Consider the following 17,661-nt stretch of genomic DNA (forward strand, 5'->3'; position numbering starts at 1 on the left):
CCCACCATCTTTGCCAGATGCGCAACGACATAACGATTGTCTCCCGAGATGATTTTGATGCCGATCCCCCTTTTGCGAAGTCCTTTAAGAGCCTCTTTCACGCCAGCCTTGGCGGGATCGAGAAACAAGAGAAACCCTTCCAGGCAAAGGCCGATTTCATCTCCCTTGTCGGGCACCGTCTTTTGTTGGTCGAATGGGCGCGTCGCCACTGCAATGACGCGAATTCCGTCCTCGCTCCACCGCTGATAGCGTTCTTCAATTTCGGCTCGAAATTCCGCATTGATCGGTTTGACGGCGTCGCCTGCTTTCGCTGTCGCGCAAATGTCCAGGAGGGTGGTGACCGCACCCTTGCAGATCAGTTGGGCACCACCCTGCTCAGCGACGACTACCGAAAGCCGCTTTCTGGCGAAATCATAGGGAATCTCGCCCAGCTTTCGATAAGCCGCGAGCAAGGCATCCGGCTTTTCGGCAAGGATGGCATCGTCGAGGGGATTTTTGAGACCCGCCTGCAGGCCGGCGTTAAGAATGGCGAGCAATTTCACCCTGTCAGAGAGTTGACCAGTTACGTCGATACATCTGTCGAGGTGGATTGCTCCTTCCGTCAGGGTCCCGGTCTTGTCCGTGCACAGAAGATCCATGCTGCCCAGATTTTCCATGGCCTCGAGACGGCGGATGATGACGCCCTGTCGCGCCATGACGCGGGCGCCGCGCGCAAGCGTTACACTGATGATGGCCGGCAACAGCTCTGGCGTCAGTCCCACGGCGAGTGCCAGCGAAAACAGCAATGAGTCGACAAGCGGACGATGTAGGAGAAGGTTGGCAATGAAGACGACGAAGACGATGACCAACATGATCCTGGTCATCAGATAACCGAAGCTGCGAATGCCCCGAGCGAAATCCGTTTCGGGAACTTCACGCGTAACGGCCTCGGCAATCGAAGCGAATTCCGTGCTGTTGCCCGTCTTCACGGCAAGCGCGGTAGCGATGCCGCTTCTAACTGATGTGCCGGTGAATACGCAGTTCAAGCGATCATCAATCGGGGTGTCGGGCGTAGATATGCCCGGCGATTTGGCGATAGGAAACGTCTCCCCGGTCAGCGCCGCTTCGGTCACGTTGAGATCTTGCGCCGTCAGAAGAACGGAATCCGCTGGCACCAGACTGCCTGCGGACAATTTGATGATGTCGCCAGGTACGACGTGGCCGACCTGTATCGTCTGCTCCTTCCCATCGCGAATGACGGTAGCAGTCGGCGAAATGCTGCGCCGGAGCGATTCTACTGCATGCGAGGCGGAAAATTCCTGCGAAAATCCAAGAAGACAGCTCGCTCCGACGATACAGCCTATAATCACGGCATCGTGCATTTCCCCCGCTGCCGCCGCGACAAAGGCTGCGAAGATAAGAATTAAGACCAGGGGGCTGAAAAACTGCTTCAACAAAAGCCGGAAAGCATCTGCGTGACCAGTGGCGTTGAGCGTGTTCAAGCCGTAGGTCTGCAGCCGCGCTGCAGCTTCTATGGCGGACAAGCCGGTCGGCTGCGATTTGTATTCAGCAAACAACTGCGCAATGGATCTTGCCCAGTAGGGAAATGGAGGCTCCAAGACCCGGTGCTTTAGCCCGACATTCTCGGTCGAATTGTCCATGGTTCTGCTCCCTGGGAAAAACAATCGCACGAGCGGCAGAGAGAACATTGATAAGGGTCAATTCCCCGCTTTTCTCATACCCCGACAAAGTCATCGGCTGTTGCTTGGGACGGTAGTCGAGCGGCCGCGTCGACAGGGCGCTGACGATCTCCGGCTCTGCGATTGAGCGGAGCCGCGATGTTGGTGCCTTGAGGCACCACACCATTTCCTGAACTGTCAATCGAGTCTGGCGGTGAACACATAGCCGACGCCGCGTACGGCCTTGATGAACTGCGGCTTCTTCGGGTCGGTTTCGATTTTGCGACGGAGTCGGACGATCTGAGCGTCGATCGTACGGTCGAAGGCTTCGAGGCTTCGACCCCTCGTCAGATCCATCAGCACATCGCGGGTCAGGACTCGGCCAGCATGCCGCACGAAGATCGTCAGCATATCGAATTCGCCGGTCGTCAGCTCAACTTCTTCGCCTTCCGGATCGAGAAGTTGGCGGCGGCTGATGTTAAGCTTCCAATCTTCGAAACCGATGGTCTCCTCGCTCGCTGTTTCGACATTGCGCGGCAAAGGCTGCCGGCGGCGCAGGATCGACTTCAGACGCGCATGCACTTCCCGAAGATGGAATGGTTTGGCGATGTAATCGTCAGCGCCGACTTCAAGGCCGACGATTCGGTCAACAACATCGTCGCGGCCAGTGAGCATCATGATTGGCACATCAGACTGGGCGCGGATTTCGCGGGCAAGATCGAGGCCGTCCACCCCGCCAGGAAGGACGAGATCGAGCAGAATTGCGTGGAAACTCTGCTGGCGAAGGCGCACCCGCATTTCCACACCATCGGAGGCAGAAGACACCGTGTAGCCCTCATCCTCGAAATAGCGCGTCAACATCTGGCGAATACGCGGATCATCATCGACGACGAGAAGATGCACGTCATGGTGAACTGTTGCCATGGTCCGTCGTTCGCCTAGCGTTGTTGGTACTCAACTGCACCGTCTTTAACACGCGCAGCATCGGCATGTCACCGGCGACCAAACAATGGTCCCCATCGACGGCACCGAAGGACGAACATGTCGCAAATCATGTCCACCCGGGCGCATTAATACGATCAAGGCGCTCGTTTGAACGGAACTGTGAAGCAGCTCCGCTCGCGTCGCATTCGGCAGGGCATGAAATAACGGGAATTCATCCAGTGTGCCCTCCGCGTGGCCCATGGTCCTCTGTTTTTCACATCTATTTCGTCTTGCCTGCCGCATCTCGCCCGGCAACGTATCGCAACCGTCGGTCATACTCATCTTTAGGCAGCCACCAACGCGCGGCGCCGAGCCGGCGCGCAATCTTGGGCATTCCTGCGGAGCGGCTAATGATGAGCCGTCCGACTGTCAGCCAGACGTTTGACGTAGCGATTACGGTCGGCACGAAAACCCAAAGGGCGGCCAGCGAAATGGTGCCCGCTTGTGAGGGCCTCATGGTGAGGCCGATGATGACCGCCTTCGGGCTCAGCAAGGTAGTCACAAACAGTTGCTTTCCGCCAATAGCCGCAGGCTGCATTGGCGGTATAGGGTGCCCAGAGCTTGATCGCCAAATAAGAGACCCACGTCGCGGCCAGCAATTTGACTCCCTGAGTGATGGTCCGATGCTCGTGACGCAATGGTCCCCCGATTCCGGAGACGGCGATCACCACGGCGGCATAGGCCGAGACGGCGATTGCCAGCAGCGATGTGAAGCGCAAGGGCGTTAGGCCCTCTGCCGAGAATGCGAGAACTGTGTTCGTTGGACCTGGCAGGATCAGAAGAGCGAAGGCTGCGATAAAGAAATGTGAGATATCCATTTACGGGGTTCCAAAGTTTGCTCGCTTCTATTGGCACACGACACATGGAGGGCAATTGATTAAAGTCATTTTGGGATGGAACCAGCCTCCCGCTTGTGAGTTGAAATCGATTGGAGGACATCCCCATGCCTCGCTTGATTTCATTCATGCTCACGCGGCTTTTGATTGGTTTTGCAATGGGCACCGTGGTCGGCCTGATAATATGGACGAACGGTGTCTCATCGGTCGCTTCATCGCTCGTTACTCCGGAGCGCTACATAGCATTCGGAATGTTCGTCTACCTTTTCGCCAGCACAATCGGCATCAGCTATTTCTCGACGGCGCTTTTCCTGGATGATCTTTAGAGTGAGACGTCGTCACGTGGGAAGCCCAGAACGGCGCGCGGATCTCCACCGACACCGCTGTTTGAACCGAGGAATTCGAGAACATCCAGGTGACAGCGACGCTCGAGTTTGTAGTTCGTTCCTCATCGTTCCGATCCTTCCATGCGGAGCTCTGGGTGCCCATTGCCGCTCCTGCGAGGCTCATTCGACTGAGCACGACCGCCTTAAGAAGTTGCGACCAAAGCCGCGCCTGCAGCGCCATGTCCTCGAAGAGCATGACCGCTTCTTCAAGCTCTCCTCGCTCGGCATACGAGTCCAACTCTTCCAGTCCGGTGGTGAGGTCGACGAGGGTGGCTACTTTCACACGTTGTCGAAGCGCGAGATGGTAGAGCTCTTGAACGATCGATTTTCCTTTTGGACGGCTCCACCCTCGTCAAAACCTCACCGACGGCCGACGAGCAGTCGTATTCGGGGTCGAGTCGCCTGGTGAGCACCTTTATCTGACGGGTGGTGGAGACGTCCCACTCATCCGGCGACGGTCTGAGAGTTGAAGGCATCAGTTTCCCGCTTTACATTCGATTGCTTTCAGCCACATTGTCTCGGCCAAGATACCTGGCCTCGACATATCCGATCGGTCCAAGCATCGGCACGAACAGGGGTGCCATATGGGGACGTCTTCATTGGCTGTATCGTACCCATTTTGTTGCCGGCCTTACTTGTTCGGCATCAAACAGAACGTGCGTTACGCCCGCTCTAGCGAAGACCACACCTCGTCATGTCTTCGGTCCATACCCTGATCGGCTGCCGGTTATCTCCGAGCGCCGTCTGCGAGAATAAGCAGACGCTCTCCATCCGTTACCGTGAGTTTTTGCCGCCCGCCCTCGACGATACCCTTCGCCTCCCATGCGCTGAGGATTCTTGAGACCGTGTGCAGTGTCGTCCCGGTCATCTCCGCGATATCCTGACGGGAGATTGGGAAATCGATGCGAATCCCTGCATCCACGGCCCGGCCGGCCTGCTTGCAGAGTCGCAGGACGGCATGGGCGACCCGCTTTTCAACTTCCTCGGTCGACATTTCGCGTATCCTGGTATGCGCTTCTTCCAGGCGCTGCCCAATCGTCTGCATCGCGCTCATAGCCAGTCGGGGATTCTGCTCTACGAAACACGACCACATTTCCGTCGGCCATCCGAGCGCCACACTTTCCGCTGCAGCAACCGCGGTGCCGGGATAATCGGTTCTCCGAAGTGCCATGGCGAAGCCGAATAGATCCCCCGGATGGACCATCCGGACAATGATCTGCTGGCCGTCCTGAGTGACCTGCGTCACCTTCAGCCGCCCGTGCAGCAGCAGAAAGAAGGACCTCGCTGGGGCGCCCTGCTCAAAGACCGAGTCACCCATTGCGACACGGCGTGAAATAGCATGCTTGAGCATTGCATCGATATCCGGATCCGTCATTCGCTCGAAGAGCGGCAGCGTCTTTAAAACTGTGCGATCGACCCTCATCGTCTGTTCGTCTTTCTCTAGGTTTTAACGATTGGTGCAAGGAGCTGCGCGGTGGCCCTGCGAGCAAAATTCGCGATGCTTTCCAACAGCGACGGGCGGCGCACGAGACGGAATCCAAGATTGTCGGGAGGTGCTCCCACGGAGCATCCGCCCCCCTTCGGGTTTCTGACGAAGCTGTTCATCGGCGAGCGATGTCTTCCGGCAGCGATCATGACTCCGCAACTGGCAGGGTCCAGATCTTCGTGGACTTTCGCTTTATCGAGATCGATTCGCCTGTTGCAGGTCGACGTCCATTCCCAGACATTTCCGGCGAAATCGACGAGCCCCGTCTGGCTGATGCCGAAAGAACCTTTCGGCTGGGGGTGAGGATCAACCGAGGCGGAGCGGCGGGCTTCGCGTTCGTAGTCGGCGAGCCAGCGCTTGGCCGGATTGCGATCGTCCGGGTCTATGCCAAGGGCATCGTCGGGAAATCGATCGGCCGCCGCGTAAGCAAGTTCGAAATCAGTTGGAAGCGCCCATTCTTGGCCAGTGTGCTGCGACAGCCATGCCGCGTAACGCCCCGCATCATCATAGCTCACGCCTGTCACCGGAATGCTATCGTTCGGCAAGGTAGCGCCGGCTTCCGAAGGGATGCATGCAGCGTCGGAGACACAGCGATCGTATTCGGCCTGCGTGACCTGGTACTTCATGACGTCGAGAGGAACCACCATCGCTTCCTGCTGTTGAGGAGCGTCGATCGCGAGACCGTTTCGAAAGTATTCCGTCGCATCGCGATATTCGAAGGCATGCGGCGCGATGGTGACGACCTCGGGCGGTACGACGGTGACAGCCTGTCCTTCGAACGAAAGAAGCCCCGCCTTCTGGGCGAGCGCTCCAGAGAGCAAGCCGAGAATAGCGAGGGGGATGAGGATCGACATTTCCGAAACCGTTCTTCTGACGGCGTGCAGTATCATATCTTTGTTCGCAACTTGCGCCCTTCTATTTGAAGCGGTGCGCGGATTCGATCGCCGGATCCGCGCAGCCGAAATACGATCAGGTTGCCGAGGGCGCCCTGATCGAGGTCATAAGATCGTCATTCCAATCGCCGGTCACCTTGAAGTGGGCCGCCGCGCCCAGTTCGAACGCCTCGATGAGATTGTGGTTCACGTAGGCATAGATGCCCGGCTGCTGAAAAGTATAGATTGCGGCGCCGGCGGTGCCGCCCGGAATGAACCATGTTTCCTGGTCGGTATCCGGAACGTTCAAGAACTTTCCGGTGGCCCACACGTACTCGCCGTGGCCGCCGATGAGATGCGGACGGGTGTCACGGTTCGCCTGCGAATGCACGATTAGGACGGTCTCGCCCACCTTTGAAGTCATCGCGTTTTCGCCGGTCAGCGCTCCCACCGCACCGTTGAACACTATGTGTGTCGGCAGGAGGGTCTTCATGACGGCTATCGTCTCTTCGTACGCCTCACCGGGGCTCCCGAACTTCTTGAACTTGCCCTCGGCGTCACGCGGGACGTAGAAATCCTGTTCGCCGACATAATAGACCTTGTCGTAGACGATCGGCTTGCCGCGGCCGTCGGTCAGCCCTTCGCGCGGTAGCACCATGATCGCGCCGTTCATCCCGGAAGTGACGTGCCAGGGCACCATCCCCGGAGGTGCGCAATGGTAGACGAACACGCCTGCCTTTGTGGCCTTGAAGCGCAGAACCGTGCTCTCGCCCGGATTGACAACCGTCAGCGCTCCACCTCCTAGACCGCCGGTGGCGGCATGAAAGTCGATGTTGTGTTGCATCGTGTTCGTATCGGGATTTACCAATGTCAATTCGACGTAGTCATTCTGATGGACGACCATTAGCGGTCCCGGAACGGAGCCGTTGAAGGTCATAGCGTTGATTTCGGTACCGTCCTTGTCGAGCACCATCTTCTTTTCCTTGATGGTGAGCGTGAACTCCTTGATCTTGGGGCCGCCTTCAGCCTTCTGCGTGTGGGCATGGACGAAGGGCGGCTTGACGAGTTCGATCCTCTCTCGCGCAATCTTCGATAGATCCACCGCCGATCCTGGGTTCCTAACCACATCCGCCGAGGCCACTTCTTCGTCGGCGCGAGCGGCAGTGGACATGATGATGGGCGTAAGCGCTCCCGCGACAGCAGCGCCCGTCAGCATCGTGCGCCGGGTCATTTGCAGAGTATGTGTCATTTCCAATCTCCATAGTTGAAGAGAGGGCGAACGCCGCCCGGTCGAGGACGAAGATATAAGAACCCCCGAGAAACTCTTTGATTTGGCGCAAACTGCCTTTTTGCTTCGGCGCAAACTCGAGGTTGTGGTCTTCGAGTAATCGCAGACGCCGCGCTTCGCGGTCAGCGGAGCGTCGGGGTGTCGCTTGGCGTCGCGGTTCTTGACCGACTGACCGAGCTGCGGATCAGGGTTCATCTCGTCATCACCGACGCAAGAGGACGCTGGCGCATGAGGTCGGGCCGGAAACATATGGCCGAATGCCGCTCAAGGCGCACAAATGGTACGATAACAAGGATATTGGTTCGGCCATCGCGAGCGGCTCCTTTCCCTTTTCGGGGATGTCGCGCCGTGCTCGATTAAGACGATGCGGCGATCGCGACGGGAATGTCGGAAATTCTGATCGCTCTTGCCGCCGACGTTCAGCTCAAGGAGCACCGCCGTCTTGTTCTCATGACGCGCGAGACGCCGCTTCATCTGGGCCACCTGCGCAACATGACGTCCGTCACGGAGATGGGAGCAATCGTCATGCCGCCGGAGCCGGCATTCTATAACCGGCCGCAGTCGATCGAAGACGTCGTTGACCATCCGGCCCGCCGTGCGATCGACCTTCTGGGCCTATCTCTTCCGCACCAGTCGCGGGGATGGACCGGAGAGGCTTCGTTCACTCAGCCGAACACAGCGATCGGATCCGCTCCGAAAAGCAGGGCATGACCTCCTCCGAACAACAACCAGGCGCCGAGTGCCACCGCAATCAGTGCTGCAAACAGCATGGAGAGATCGCAAGCGGGGCGACGACCCGAGAAGAAGGCTGCCAGCGGCACGATCGAGGTGTCTTTCGATACGGTCTTCCACCGGCCTCCGAGGCGACGGCGGGCGCGCTTTTCAGTGATCGCGATCGATCCGAGGGAGAAAAGGGCGAATCCTCCAAAGAGAAGCAGCGACCTTAGATCGCCGTTCGCAACGATGTGACCGAACGCCCATATGGCAAATCCCCAAAGGACCGGGTGCCTTGTTATACCCACCACTGCACCGACCTTCTCCGAGGATCTGATCGTGACGGAGAGCGGGTTTGCACTCAACAATCCCGCGATCACCAGGAAACTGCCCAGTGGTGCGAGGATGAATGTTATGGCTGCGTGCCAGGGGCGAAGGTCCCACAGAGGAACATAATCGAGCGCCAGGGCGGCCGAGAAAAGCCAAACGAGAGCGACAATCGAGGCGGCGGAGTAGCCGATGAAGTATGTCGGCCTGCCGATGTGCGTGATGATGCTGGAGCGGATCACCGGAATAGCCGGGATCGAATGAAGGAGAAGAAAGAATGCAAAAGCGGAAACGAACGAGATCATGAGAACCTCCTGAAGCGTCCGTAATAGCAAATTGGTTCCGCCATAAGATTGATCGCAATCAATTACCGCAGCATTGGTGCCACTAACTTCAGCGTTTATCGGCGCTTCCGTGGTGGCGCCTGTATTTGCGTAATCTCAACGACCTCTCCTGAAAATAATGACATTTCTGAATGATCAACTTCGGAGACAATGATCATGCAGAACAAAAAGGATGGCGGCGCCCATGCTCCCCGCGGAATGTCTCGCGAGGGTATTGTCATCTTCTCCTACGGTTTTCGCCCCTTCTTTCTGGCTGCCGCGATATGGGCGATCGTCAGTATCGATCTTTGGGCCGCCTTTCTGACGTTCGGCATTCCACTCGCCACGGAGTACGGGGCGCTCTATTGGCACGCCCATGAAATGCTCTTCGGATTTGCGCCAGCTATCCTCGCCGGCTTTCTGCTCACGGCCATACCGAACTGGACTGGAAGATTGCCGATTTCCGGCCGCCCGCTTATCTATCTTTTGAGCCTCTGGACTGCCGGTCGTCTCGCCATGCTCGCGAGCAGCCTCATAGGCGTCATTCCTGCGGTGATCATCGACGGCGCGTTCCTTCCTGCCATGCTCCTTCTATCAACCCGTGAGGTCGTAGCCGGCCGGAAGTGGGCCGACCTCAAGGTGATTGCCGGTCTGGCTGTCTTGTCGCTTGCGAACATTCTCTTCCATCTGCAAGTCGTGAAAGTAGGCAATCCGGAGCTGGCGATCCGTCTGGGCCTCGGCGCCTACGTCCTGCTGGTGACGATCGTTGGCGGACGAATTCTTCCGAGCTTCACGCGCAACTGGATCAACCAGTTCGGCCGGACCGATTTTCCCGTGCCCTACAACCGCTTTGACGCGGCCACGATCATCCTCGGCGCGGTATCGCTCGCCGTATGGGTAGTCCGGCCCGACGCATGGGCGAGTGGCATTCTCGGCTTCGCGGCCGCCGTTCTGAATGTTGTCAGATTGGTGCGCTGGCGCGGCTGGACAACGTGGCCAGAACCCATCCTGTTCGTGCTGCACGTCGCCTTCGCGTTCGTGCCTCTCGGGTTTGCGGCCATCGCACTCCAGGCGGTGGGACTGCCGGAGCTTGCTGTCCTCCATATCTTCGCGATCGGATCGATATCGCTGATGATGCTGGCGGTGATGACGCGTGCCAGCCGCGGCCATACCGGCCGGAAGCTGAAGTCCAGCCGGGTTACGAATCTATCCTACGTTATTCTCCTGGCTGTGGCTTTCGTCAGACCGATGGCGGAATTGTTCCCCGACTACAGTATGACGATCTTGATGATGGCGTTCCTGGGATGGACGGCGGCGTTCGGCCTCTTTGCCATCGAGCATGCACCCATGCTCTGCTTCGACAGAAAGCCGTTGACCGTTCGGTGAGGCTGACAGTCATTTATTCCGAGTTCACTGCACGCCGATTCACTCGACGGCGTGCAGCATATTTTATCAGGGAAGAGCGAGCATGCTTATCGAATATCATCGACCCATTGCGCGCTAGCCCGGATTTCGTCAACAATCTTGCGAAAGTCATGCAGCCACTGATGCGATGGTCAAATCCGCTGCGGTACATCAGCGGACCGGCGGTGTCGGCGTCATTGCGGATCAAGAGCCGCCGAATTTATGATTATATGTCGTAAACAAGAACGTCGCTGAAATGCCATTGATGGAAAGGATACGGACAGCGCTTGGCCTGGAGCCTTGGTAGGACCTAAACTGTCAGCGATGGCTGTGAATGAACCGTTTCTCTTCGGTCAATATGCGGGTCTGCCCGTCCGCGACGGCGATCCGCTGACCGTTGTTGATGTGGAGAGTGTGGCCGCCTTGCCCTCATCCTCTCCGATGCCGATCTACTCGGCTGCGGACGAGCCCGCACTCTAGAAGCTTTTTGAGGTTGTTGGTGACAGCCCAAACCTCCAAACGCGAGCTACAACGGGGCCTCCCAACCTATCGGCATCGAGGCCCCGTTCAGAAGCTCATCAGATCTGCCATTTCGGGTGACCACGGCGGATCATAGACCAGGTTGACGACGGCTTCGCTGACGCTCGCAAGTGTCTCGATCCTGGCTTTCGCCGCCTGGGATAGAAATTCCGAGGCCGGACAGAAGCGGGTGGTGGTTGTCATCTCGACTGTCACGACGCCGTCGTCTGAAATCGAGACGTCATAGACTAGGCCGAGGTCGACGATGTTGGTTCCGACCTCGGGATCGTCGATCTCCCGGAGGGCGTCAAGCACGTCCTCCCGTGTCGGCTCAGTTCCACACATCGGTGCCATCCTTCGGCGTCGCCCGGATCATGATCCGATAGACGCTACCCGTCCCATCAAAGTTGCCAATCCACTCGTGTCCTCGCTCCTTCAGCTCGTTGAACAGGAAGACCGGCTCGCGGTTCAACAGCGCGAAAAGCACTTCGCCGCTTGCCATCGTCTCCAGCCTTGCCAGGATTCTTTCCATGGGTTCGGGGGGAGGCAGATCGGTGAGGTCGAGGTTCCAAACTGGCTCGGGCCAAATCGCATCCTTGTTGCCTTTTTGAGCATCGTCTGCAGCGGCAACGGGAAGGAACTCAATTTCCCAATCGTCTTCCGCTAGCCGTCGCGCCGTGTAGGTGAAACCCCGCTGCAAGAGCTGCCGGATCAGCGGCCTGGGCTCAAAAATGGCGTGAAGCCTGACACCTTCGCCTGGAGCAAGGCTCGCAAAGGTATCCATGATCAGTTGAAAGGGCATCCCGCCATCGCGCAGGATCTGTCGTACGTCGAGTTCACGAAGCTGAACCATTGGCCTTACCTCTGTTGTTGCCGGCAAAAAAGAAGGATGGATGTTTGAACGGGAATTGCTTGGCTTCGGCGTCTACGCCAACGAGGCCTCGCGACAATGCGAGCTCCACGGCAAGCGCTACGGTCGAAAGCGCCTGAACGAACGCAGCCATGCGGAAGGCGTCATCCCATTGTAGAAAGATCGCGGCCGCGGCGCAGATGACAGCCACGTAGAAAGCACCGAGCCAAATGGACGACCGGCCGGCGGCAACAAGGTCCGCTAGGCGTGGCGTCGGACGTCGTCCGAGGAGCGGACCGAACGCCTCGATCCATGTGAGGAAGGGTACGATCCTCAGGAGTTGCGCGAGCCCGAGGCCGCTCAACCAGCCGAAGACGAAGAGATAGGAGAGTGCGATGATGGCATGTTGGCCAGCGTGGAAGACAAGCGCGAAAGCGAGGAGCGGAACTGAAGCGCTGAGCAGGACGAACGCTGGCAGAGACCAGAAGGTATTGAGCTCAAGAGTCTTCCGGCGACGGCTGCGATAGGTGCGAAACAGTTCGGCCAGGTATGCCGCAGTGGCGATCAAAAGGAAGAAGGGCGCGAGAAGGGTCAACGTGCCCGCGACATTGGCGTCGAAGATGAGCGCGATGGCAGCGCAGACAAGAAGGCCAACAACTGCCCACCCACCACTGTAAAGCAAAACGGACCGCTTCATGTCGTTCGACAGCAGAAACATCGGCAGCAGCTTGTAGGTGACCCCGATCGCGCCGAACGTCATCCAGCCGCCCAGTCCGAGGCCGGCATGCAACGGCGCGGCGTCGACCACGAAGGACACGACGGACGGTATGCCGATGGTGCCGGAGATCACGACCGCAAAGAGCGCGCCTAGAGCGACAGTTGCCGCTAGGCTGCAAATTCCGATAAGGAGAAAGCGTGACGCTTCATGGGCGTTTCGCCCGCGCCAGAGAAGTGCGAAGAGCACGGAGGCGATCGACAGGATCGATATAACTAGAATTGACGCGGCGGCGACCATGACTGGACCGGCCATCACCGAGCCGTTTTCGATCAGCCTGAAACCGCACAGAAGCAGTCCCAGCCCGAAAACCATGCCGCCAAGGATCGTCAGACCGAGATTGCCGGTTGGCAGGCTTAGCCCCGTCACGACAGGTCCGAATTGCAGAAGGGCCCCGATCATAAGCAGGCCCAGCCATCCGATCGTCGTAGAGTGCACGATGATGAGCGCACGGGGCTCGGCGATAGCAAGTGACGGCACCCAGCTTCCGGTCGCAAGCAAACCTTCCGCGAAGAGCAGAAAGAAGAGCGCCGCTGCGAAATAGGACATCGTCCATCGCGACAGGCTCGTGCCCATTGGCATCATTGTGCCTCCCTGCGTCAGTGGCTGCCGCAGCAGCAGTCGCAGCCGGCGTCAAGGCGAGCAATCTCGACACGCCACACCTCCGGTCCCTGCTCCAGATATTCCCAGGAAAACTTGCCGGGCAGGGCCATTTCCAGTTGATATTGGAGCGGTCGTGGCTCGTGGTCGCTCGTAATGTGGAGGACTGCGCCCGGCGTCAGCGCATGAAGGGCGCCAAAAATGCGCGGGTGACGTTCGGCCGGCCGGAGAACTCGGACGTCGATATGCGCGATTTCGATTTGGGTGGGATAGGCGTCGGTCATGCTGGTTCCTTTGCCGCTGCTCATGAAGTGCGTGGACGACGGCTCGTCCGTTCGTCGATGTTCAAGATACGCGTTCGGGAATCCACGAACTTTGACAGCGAGCAAACATCCGGAAAGTTTCGGATAGTCGGAGCTCCCCTTCATTGACTTATGACAAGGAAGGCTTCCCCGCCGGCAGGCATAAGGAGCCATGAGCTTCATAAGGGAAAAGAAGATGTCCAACGCCCTGGTGGCCAAATACGGCGAAGCCCGATTGCCACGCTACACAAGTTATCCCACCGCGCCTGCATTTGCGGCCAATGTGGGGCCAGCGGACTATGAGCAGGCCCTGGCAGCCGCCGCAGGAGGCGGCCCCGTGTCGCTGTATCTCCACGTCCCCTTTTGCCGCACCATGTGCTGGTATTGCGGTTGTCATACGACTATCACCCGCCACGACGGCCCTATTCTCGACTATCTCGACGTGATGAGCCGAGAGATCGAATTGGTTTCGAAGGCCGCCGGCGGCGATATGCCAGTCAAGAATGTGCATTTCGGCGGCGGCACGCCGACGATCATGAAGCCGCACGAGTTTTCAGCCCTCATGGCGAAGCTTAGAGGGGCGTTTTCTTTTGCTCAGAAAGCTAGCGTAGCGGTCGAGATCGACCCTCGGACGCCTGCGAGCGAAATGATCATCGCGCTCGGCGAGAACGGCGTCGACAGAGCAAGTCTCGGTGTCCAGAGCTTTGATCCGGTCGTCCAGAAGGCGATCAACCGCATCCAGACGTTCAGCCAGACGAAGGCGGCGGTTGCGGGCCTGCGGGCATATGGCGTTTCGAGCACGAACTTCGACCTTATCTATGGCCTGCCGTTTCAAACCGTCGGCTCGTGCGTCGACACGGTGAACATGGCGATCGAGCTACGGCCGGAGCGGTTTGCAGTTTTCGGATACGCGCACGTTCCTGCGTTCAAGAAGCATCAGCGGCTTATCGACGAGTCGGCGCTTCCAGGGGCTGAAGAGCGCAACGAGCAGGCTGAAGCTATTGCAGAGACCCTCGTGGCTGCAGGATACGTCCGAATCGGCCTCGATCATTTTGCGCTGCCTGACGACGAACTCGCGATCGCGGCCCGCTCAGGCACGCTGCGAAGAAACTTCCAAGGATATACGACGGACGATTGCGAAACGCTTATCGGCCTGGGAGCGTCCTCTATCGGACGTCTGCCATCCGGTTACTACCAGAACCACGTGGCGATCGGACGGTATGCGGATATGGTCTCTTCCGGCATCCTTCCAACGGCGAAAGGCTATCTTCTCACCCAAGAAGACAAGCTCCGCGGCCGGATCATCGAACGGCTCATGTGTGATTTTGAGGTCGATCTCGAGGCATTTAGCCGCGAGGCTGGATACGATGCAGGATTTCTGCTGGAGCGGAACGACAGGTTTCGCGAGTTAGTGGCCGACGGAGTGGTTGCCATTGTCGAAGGTCGGGTCACCGTTTCCAAGGACTCGCGCTTTATGGTCCGCGCTGTGGCTGCGGCGTTTGACGCCTATTTGGGAGCGCTGGGTCGAACGCACAGCAAGGCGGCTTAGACGCCGCTTCCTCTGGATGGTCGTTTCCTTTTCCTGAAACCATGCACCCCAAGGCACCGGCTACGCCGTCAGGCTCCTATAGATCGCGGGGAGGGTGCTTGGCAGCTTAGCGATATCAGAGACAAGCGCATATCCGTGGCGGCCGAAGATCGCGGGAAGGTAGTCGCCTGAATTTCGATCCACCGTGACCGCAAAAACGGTCTGACCACGGCCCCACGCCTCGATAACGGCCCGCCTGCAGTCTTCCAGAGCAAACCTTCCCTCGTAATGATCGACATCGTTTGGCTTTCCGTCGGTCAAGATCATCAGCAGTCTCTTCCGCGCGCCCTGCTTGTCGAGCTGCTGCGAGACGTGCCGGATCGCGGCGCCCATGCGGGTGTAGTAACCGGGCCTCAGGCTCGCTATACGGCGGGCGACCGCCGGTGAGAAGGTTTCGTCAAAGCGCTTGACTGAATCGACGCGGATCCAGTCGCGTCGGCGCGAGGTGAAGGTTTCGATGGAGAACCTGTCGCCGCAGGCGTCAAGACCGCGTGCGAGCACGTCGAGGGCCTGCATTTCCACATCGAGAATCCTTCTGTTGTCCACCCATGAATCCGTGGACAGGGAGACGTCGACAAGCAGCGAGGTCGCGAGTTCGTGCGCAGCCGGTCGGGCGCACTCGTAGATATAATCGTTCGGCTGCCCCGTGGCGAGAAGATCGATACGCGAGCGGACGACTGCTTCGAGATCGAGATCGCTTCCGTCCAACTGCGCCCGTCGTATTTCGCGCTTCGGACGAAGTGTTTCGAACTGCTTCTTCACCTTGCGAATGATGGACTGATCGCTGGCCAGTGCCGTCCGGTCATCGTCCTGAGCCGTCCCCACCACGACCCGGCAATGATCCGGGAGGTACTCCTCCTTGCGATAGTTCCATTCGGGATAGACGAATTCCCCGCGAATGCGCGTGGGATCAGCAGCTTCGGGGGAAAGGTCGAGATCAAAATGAAACTTAGATTTCGGCTTCTCTCTCGTCTCGCTGAGTGTGATTTCGTCCAGATCGTCCGCAACGGAAGGCTCGTCGTCTTCCCTGTCATCTGTTGGGCGGTCCATAGCTACCATCTCCGCCATGGCGAGAATCTTCTCGAACCGGTTCAGTATGAACGGATCGCGCTTGCGATCGTCGGCGTCCTTCTTGCGCTTGCCCTCATGTGTTGGCTTTTTCGTTTCGTCGCGCTGCGAGATATCGGAGGGAAGATCGTCGCGCTCCGCGTTCATACAGTCGGCTCCGCCCCGGAAATCCGGCCAGAGTGGAATCGGCAGCATCGGGAGATAACCCGCCGGCGCTGCATGGATCTCGGGCTGGGCGTTGGGTGGAAGATCATGCTCGATCGGAAAGGACAGGGCCGTCATTGCGAACGTCTCGATCCGAGCCTCGACCGAGGGAAGTCTGCCTCGCTGCCGGCAGGAAACCAGAGCATGGCTTAGGCGAGCATACCGGCTGCTCATGCCGGGGAATGTCTCCACCAATAACCGTGAGTTGCGGCGCCCCGCTTCGATGCGGGCGAGATCCCGAACGGCCGGGTCAGAGGACATCTGATCAGGCGCAACCGCGACTGCGACCGCGAAATATCCCGCAAGCCAGAAGTATAGGTCGCGATTGAGCTGAGTGTCGTCGAAGATTTCGATCGTTGCTGGAAGGTACAGCGCCGAATCGTCCCAGGTCGGATGATCGCTCCTCTCTTCGCCGAGGCCTACGACCTGGCGCAGGCGAAGGCGATGAGCGGAGGTCTTCTGCCGCGACTTCTGGATCTGAAGAGTGGACTCGCCGCCGAAGGCGCAGAAGCAGACGGCGAGCTGCGACTTGACGTCTGCGAGTTGCACCGCTTGATCCGGATGATGCGGCCATGAGCTCGTATCGCCGACGAAGCGATGCCATGCGCGCCCTACGGTTTCTTCAAGTTCCAGAAGTTCCAGCATTTCACCCGATCCTATGCAAACGTTGCCTTGGCCACTTCAAGGAGCGCGGCCTTCACGTCAGGCTCGTCAGTGAGCGGCTCGATGATGGCGGCGCGGACGGCGTCAAAGGTCGGCAATCCGGCCTCGACGAGTGTTGCGCAGTAGATCAGCAGTCGGGTCGACACGCCCTCTTCCAGATCCTGGCCCTTGAGCGCGCGCAGGCGCCGCGCCAGATCGACGAGCGGAGCGACTTTTCCTTCCGCAAGCCCGCTCTCGATAGCGACGGTGGCGATCTCCTTTTCACGGGGAAGGAATTCGAACTCGATCGAGACGAAACGCTGACGGGTGCTCGGCTTCAGAGCCTTCATCAGGTTTTGGTAGCCCGGATTGTAGGACACGACGACCATGAATCCGGGCTGAGCCTCCAAGATCTCGCCCGTCCGTTCAAGCGGGAGGATTCGACGATCGTCGGTGAGCGGATGCAGCACGACCGCGACATCCTTGCGCGCTTCGACGATTTCATCCAGGTAGCAGACACCGCCGTCGCGGACCGCCCTTGTAAGTGGGCCATCGACCCAGACCGTCTCCCCGCCCTTGAGCAGATAGCGGCCGGTCAGGTCGGCGGCCGTGAGGTCATCGTGGCAGGAAACCGTAGAGACCGGCAGTCCAAGCCGGGCGGCCATGTGATGTACGAACCGAGTCTTCCCGCAGCCTGTCGGCCCTTTAAGGAGGACCGGCAGCTGCCGGGTCCATGCTCTTTCGAAGAGAGCGCATTCGTTGCCTTGAGGCGCATAGTGAGGGATTTCCGCCTTTGGGTTCAGCGGAAGATTGAGAGCTATCGTCATTTCCGATC

The 17,661-nt window shown here is 58.7% G+C and carries 16 protein-coding genes and 2 pseudogenes; 4 read left to right on the forward strand and 14 right to left on the reverse strand.

What is annotated here, in order from left to right; translation table 11 throughout:
* Positions 1-53: 53 nt before the first annotated feature.
* From QA646_RS29570 to nirK, 7 genes and pseudogenes are all read right to left on the reverse strand, one after another.
* Positions 54-1,688, reverse strand: a pseudogene (locus QA646_RS29570) (HAD-IC family P-type ATPase); the annotation flags it as partial.
* A 168-nt stretch (positions 1,689-1,856) separates the two neighbouring features.
* Positions 1,857-2,582, reverse strand: a complete 726-nt coding sequence (locus tag QA646_RS29575) for a response regulator (RefSeq protein WP_283061152.1) — start codon at positions 2,580-2,582, stop codon at positions 1,857-1,859.
* A gap of 407 nt (positions 2,583-2,989) precedes the next feature.
* On the reverse strand, positions 2,990-3,460 hold the full coding sequence (locus QA646_RS29580) for a hypothetical protein (RefSeq protein WP_283061153.1): 471 nt from the start codon (positions 3,458-3,460) through the stop codon (positions 2,990-2,992).
* 303 nt (positions 3,461-3,763) lie between these two features.
* Positions 3,764-4,147 (reverse strand): hypothetical protein, encoded by a 384-nt coding sequence (locus tag QA646_RS29590; RefSeq protein WP_283061155.1) that lies wholly within the window; start codon positions 4,145-4,147, stop codon positions 3,764-3,766.
* A gap of 444 nt (positions 4,148-4,591) precedes the next feature.
* The gene (locus QA646_RS29595) at positions 4,592-5,287 is read right to left on the reverse strand and encodes a Crp/Fnr family transcriptional regulator (protein WP_283061156.1); all 696 of its coding nucleotides are present in this window, start codon (positions 5,285-5,287) and stop codon (positions 4,592-4,594) included.
* A gap of 17 nt (positions 5,288-5,304) precedes the next feature.
* Positions 5,305-6,240, reverse strand: a complete 936-nt coding sequence (locus tag QA646_RS29600; RefSeq protein ID WP_283061157.1) for an SUMF1/EgtB/PvdO family nonheme iron enzyme — start codon at positions 6,238-6,240, stop codon at positions 5,305-5,307.
* Between the two features lie 79 nt (positions 6,241-6,319).
* On the reverse strand, positions 6,320-7,471 hold the full coding sequence (nirK, locus tag QA646_RS29605; protein WP_283061158.1) for a copper-containing nitrite reductase: 1,152 nt from the start codon (positions 7,469-7,471) through the stop codon (positions 6,320-6,322).
* A gap of 138 nt (positions 7,472-7,609) precedes the next feature.
* Here nirK and QA646_RS29610 point away from each other — a divergent pair.
* A pseudogene (locus QA646_RS29610) lies at positions 7,610-8,221 on the forward strand (UbiX family flavin prenyltransferase).
* On the opposite strand, the gene QA646_RS29615 reads toward QA646_RS29610, so the two are convergent.
* A complete protein-coding gene (locus QA646_RS29615) occupies positions 8,176-8,856 on the reverse strand; it encodes an NnrU family protein (protein WP_283061159.1) in 681 nt (226 codons plus the stop codon). The pseudogene QA646_RS29610 and the gene QA646_RS29615 sit on opposite strands and share 46 nt — an antisense overlap.
* 195 nt (positions 8,857-9,051) lie before the next feature.
* Between QA646_RS29615 and QA646_RS29620 the strand changes: the two genes are divergently transcribed.
* Positions 9,052-10,260, forward strand: a complete 1,209-nt coding sequence (locus tag QA646_RS29620; RefSeq protein WP_283061160.1) for an NnrS family protein — start codon at positions 9,052-9,054, stop codon at positions 10,258-10,260.
* A gap of 342 nt (positions 10,261-10,602) precedes the next feature.
* Entirely contained in the window at positions 10,603-10,758 is a 156-nt protein-coding gene (locus tag QA646_RS29625) for a hypothetical protein (RefSeq protein WP_283061161.1), read from the forward strand.
* A gap of 87 nt (positions 10,759-10,845) precedes the next feature.
* On the opposite strand, the gene QA646_RS29630 is transcribed toward QA646_RS29625, so the two are convergent.
* The 4 genes from QA646_RS29630 to QA646_RS29645 are packed head-to-tail and all read right to left on the reverse strand — an operon-like array spanning position 10,846 to position 13,306.
* Complete coding sequence (locus QA646_RS29630; protein WP_283061162.1) at positions 10,846-11,142, reverse strand: metal-sulfur cluster assembly factor; 297 nt, start codon at positions 11,140-11,142, stop codon at positions 10,846-10,848.
* Positions 11,129-11,650 (reverse strand): DUF2249 domain-containing protein, encoded by a 522-nt coding sequence (locus QA646_RS29635; RefSeq protein WP_283061163.1) that lies wholly within the window; start codon positions 11,648-11,650, stop codon positions 11,129-11,131. The genes QA646_RS29630 and QA646_RS29635 overlap by 14 nt, the downstream gene beginning before the upstream one ends.
* Positions 11,634-13,007, reverse strand: coding sequence for a hypothetical protein (locus QA646_RS29640; RefSeq protein ID WP_283061164.1), 1,374 nt, complete (start codon positions 13,005-13,007; stop codon positions 11,634-11,636). The genes QA646_RS29635 and QA646_RS29640 overlap by 17 nt, the downstream gene beginning before the upstream one ends.
* A gap of 14 nt (positions 13,008-13,021) precedes the next feature.
* Positions 13,022-13,306 (reverse strand): DUF2249 domain-containing protein, encoded by a 285-nt coding sequence (locus QA646_RS29645; RefSeq protein ID WP_283061165.1) that lies wholly within the window; start codon positions 13,304-13,306, stop codon positions 13,022-13,024.
* Between the two features lie 214 nt (positions 13,307-13,520).
* On the opposite strand from QA646_RS29645, the gene hemN reads away from it, so the two are divergent.
* Positions 13,521-14,873: an oxygen-independent coproporphyrinogen III oxidase gene (hemN, locus tag QA646_RS29650; RefSeq protein WP_283061166.1), complete on the forward strand. Its 1,353-nt coding sequence runs from the start codon at positions 13,521-13,523 to the stop codon at positions 14,871-14,873.
* A gap of 60 nt (positions 14,874-14,933) precedes the next feature.
* Here hemN and QA646_RS29655 read toward each other — a convergent pair whose 3' ends face one another.
* Positions 14,934-16,829, reverse strand: a complete 1,896-nt coding sequence (locus QA646_RS29655) for a VWA domain-containing protein (protein WP_283061167.1) — start codon at positions 16,827-16,829, stop codon at positions 14,934-14,936.
* Positions 16,830-16,840: 11 nt separating this feature from the next.
* Positions 16,841-17,653, reverse strand: coding sequence for a CbbQ/NirQ/NorQ/GpvN family protein (locus QA646_RS29660; protein WP_283061168.1), 813 nt, complete (start codon positions 17,651-17,653; stop codon positions 16,841-16,843).
* Between the last annotated feature and the right edge of the window lie 8 nt (positions 17,654-17,661).

This window comes from Rhizobium sp. CB3090 (assembly GCF_029714285.1).
In the GTDB taxonomy this organism is placed as follows: Bacteria; Pseudomonadota; Alphaproteobacteria; order Rhizobiales; family Rhizobiaceae; genus Rhizobium.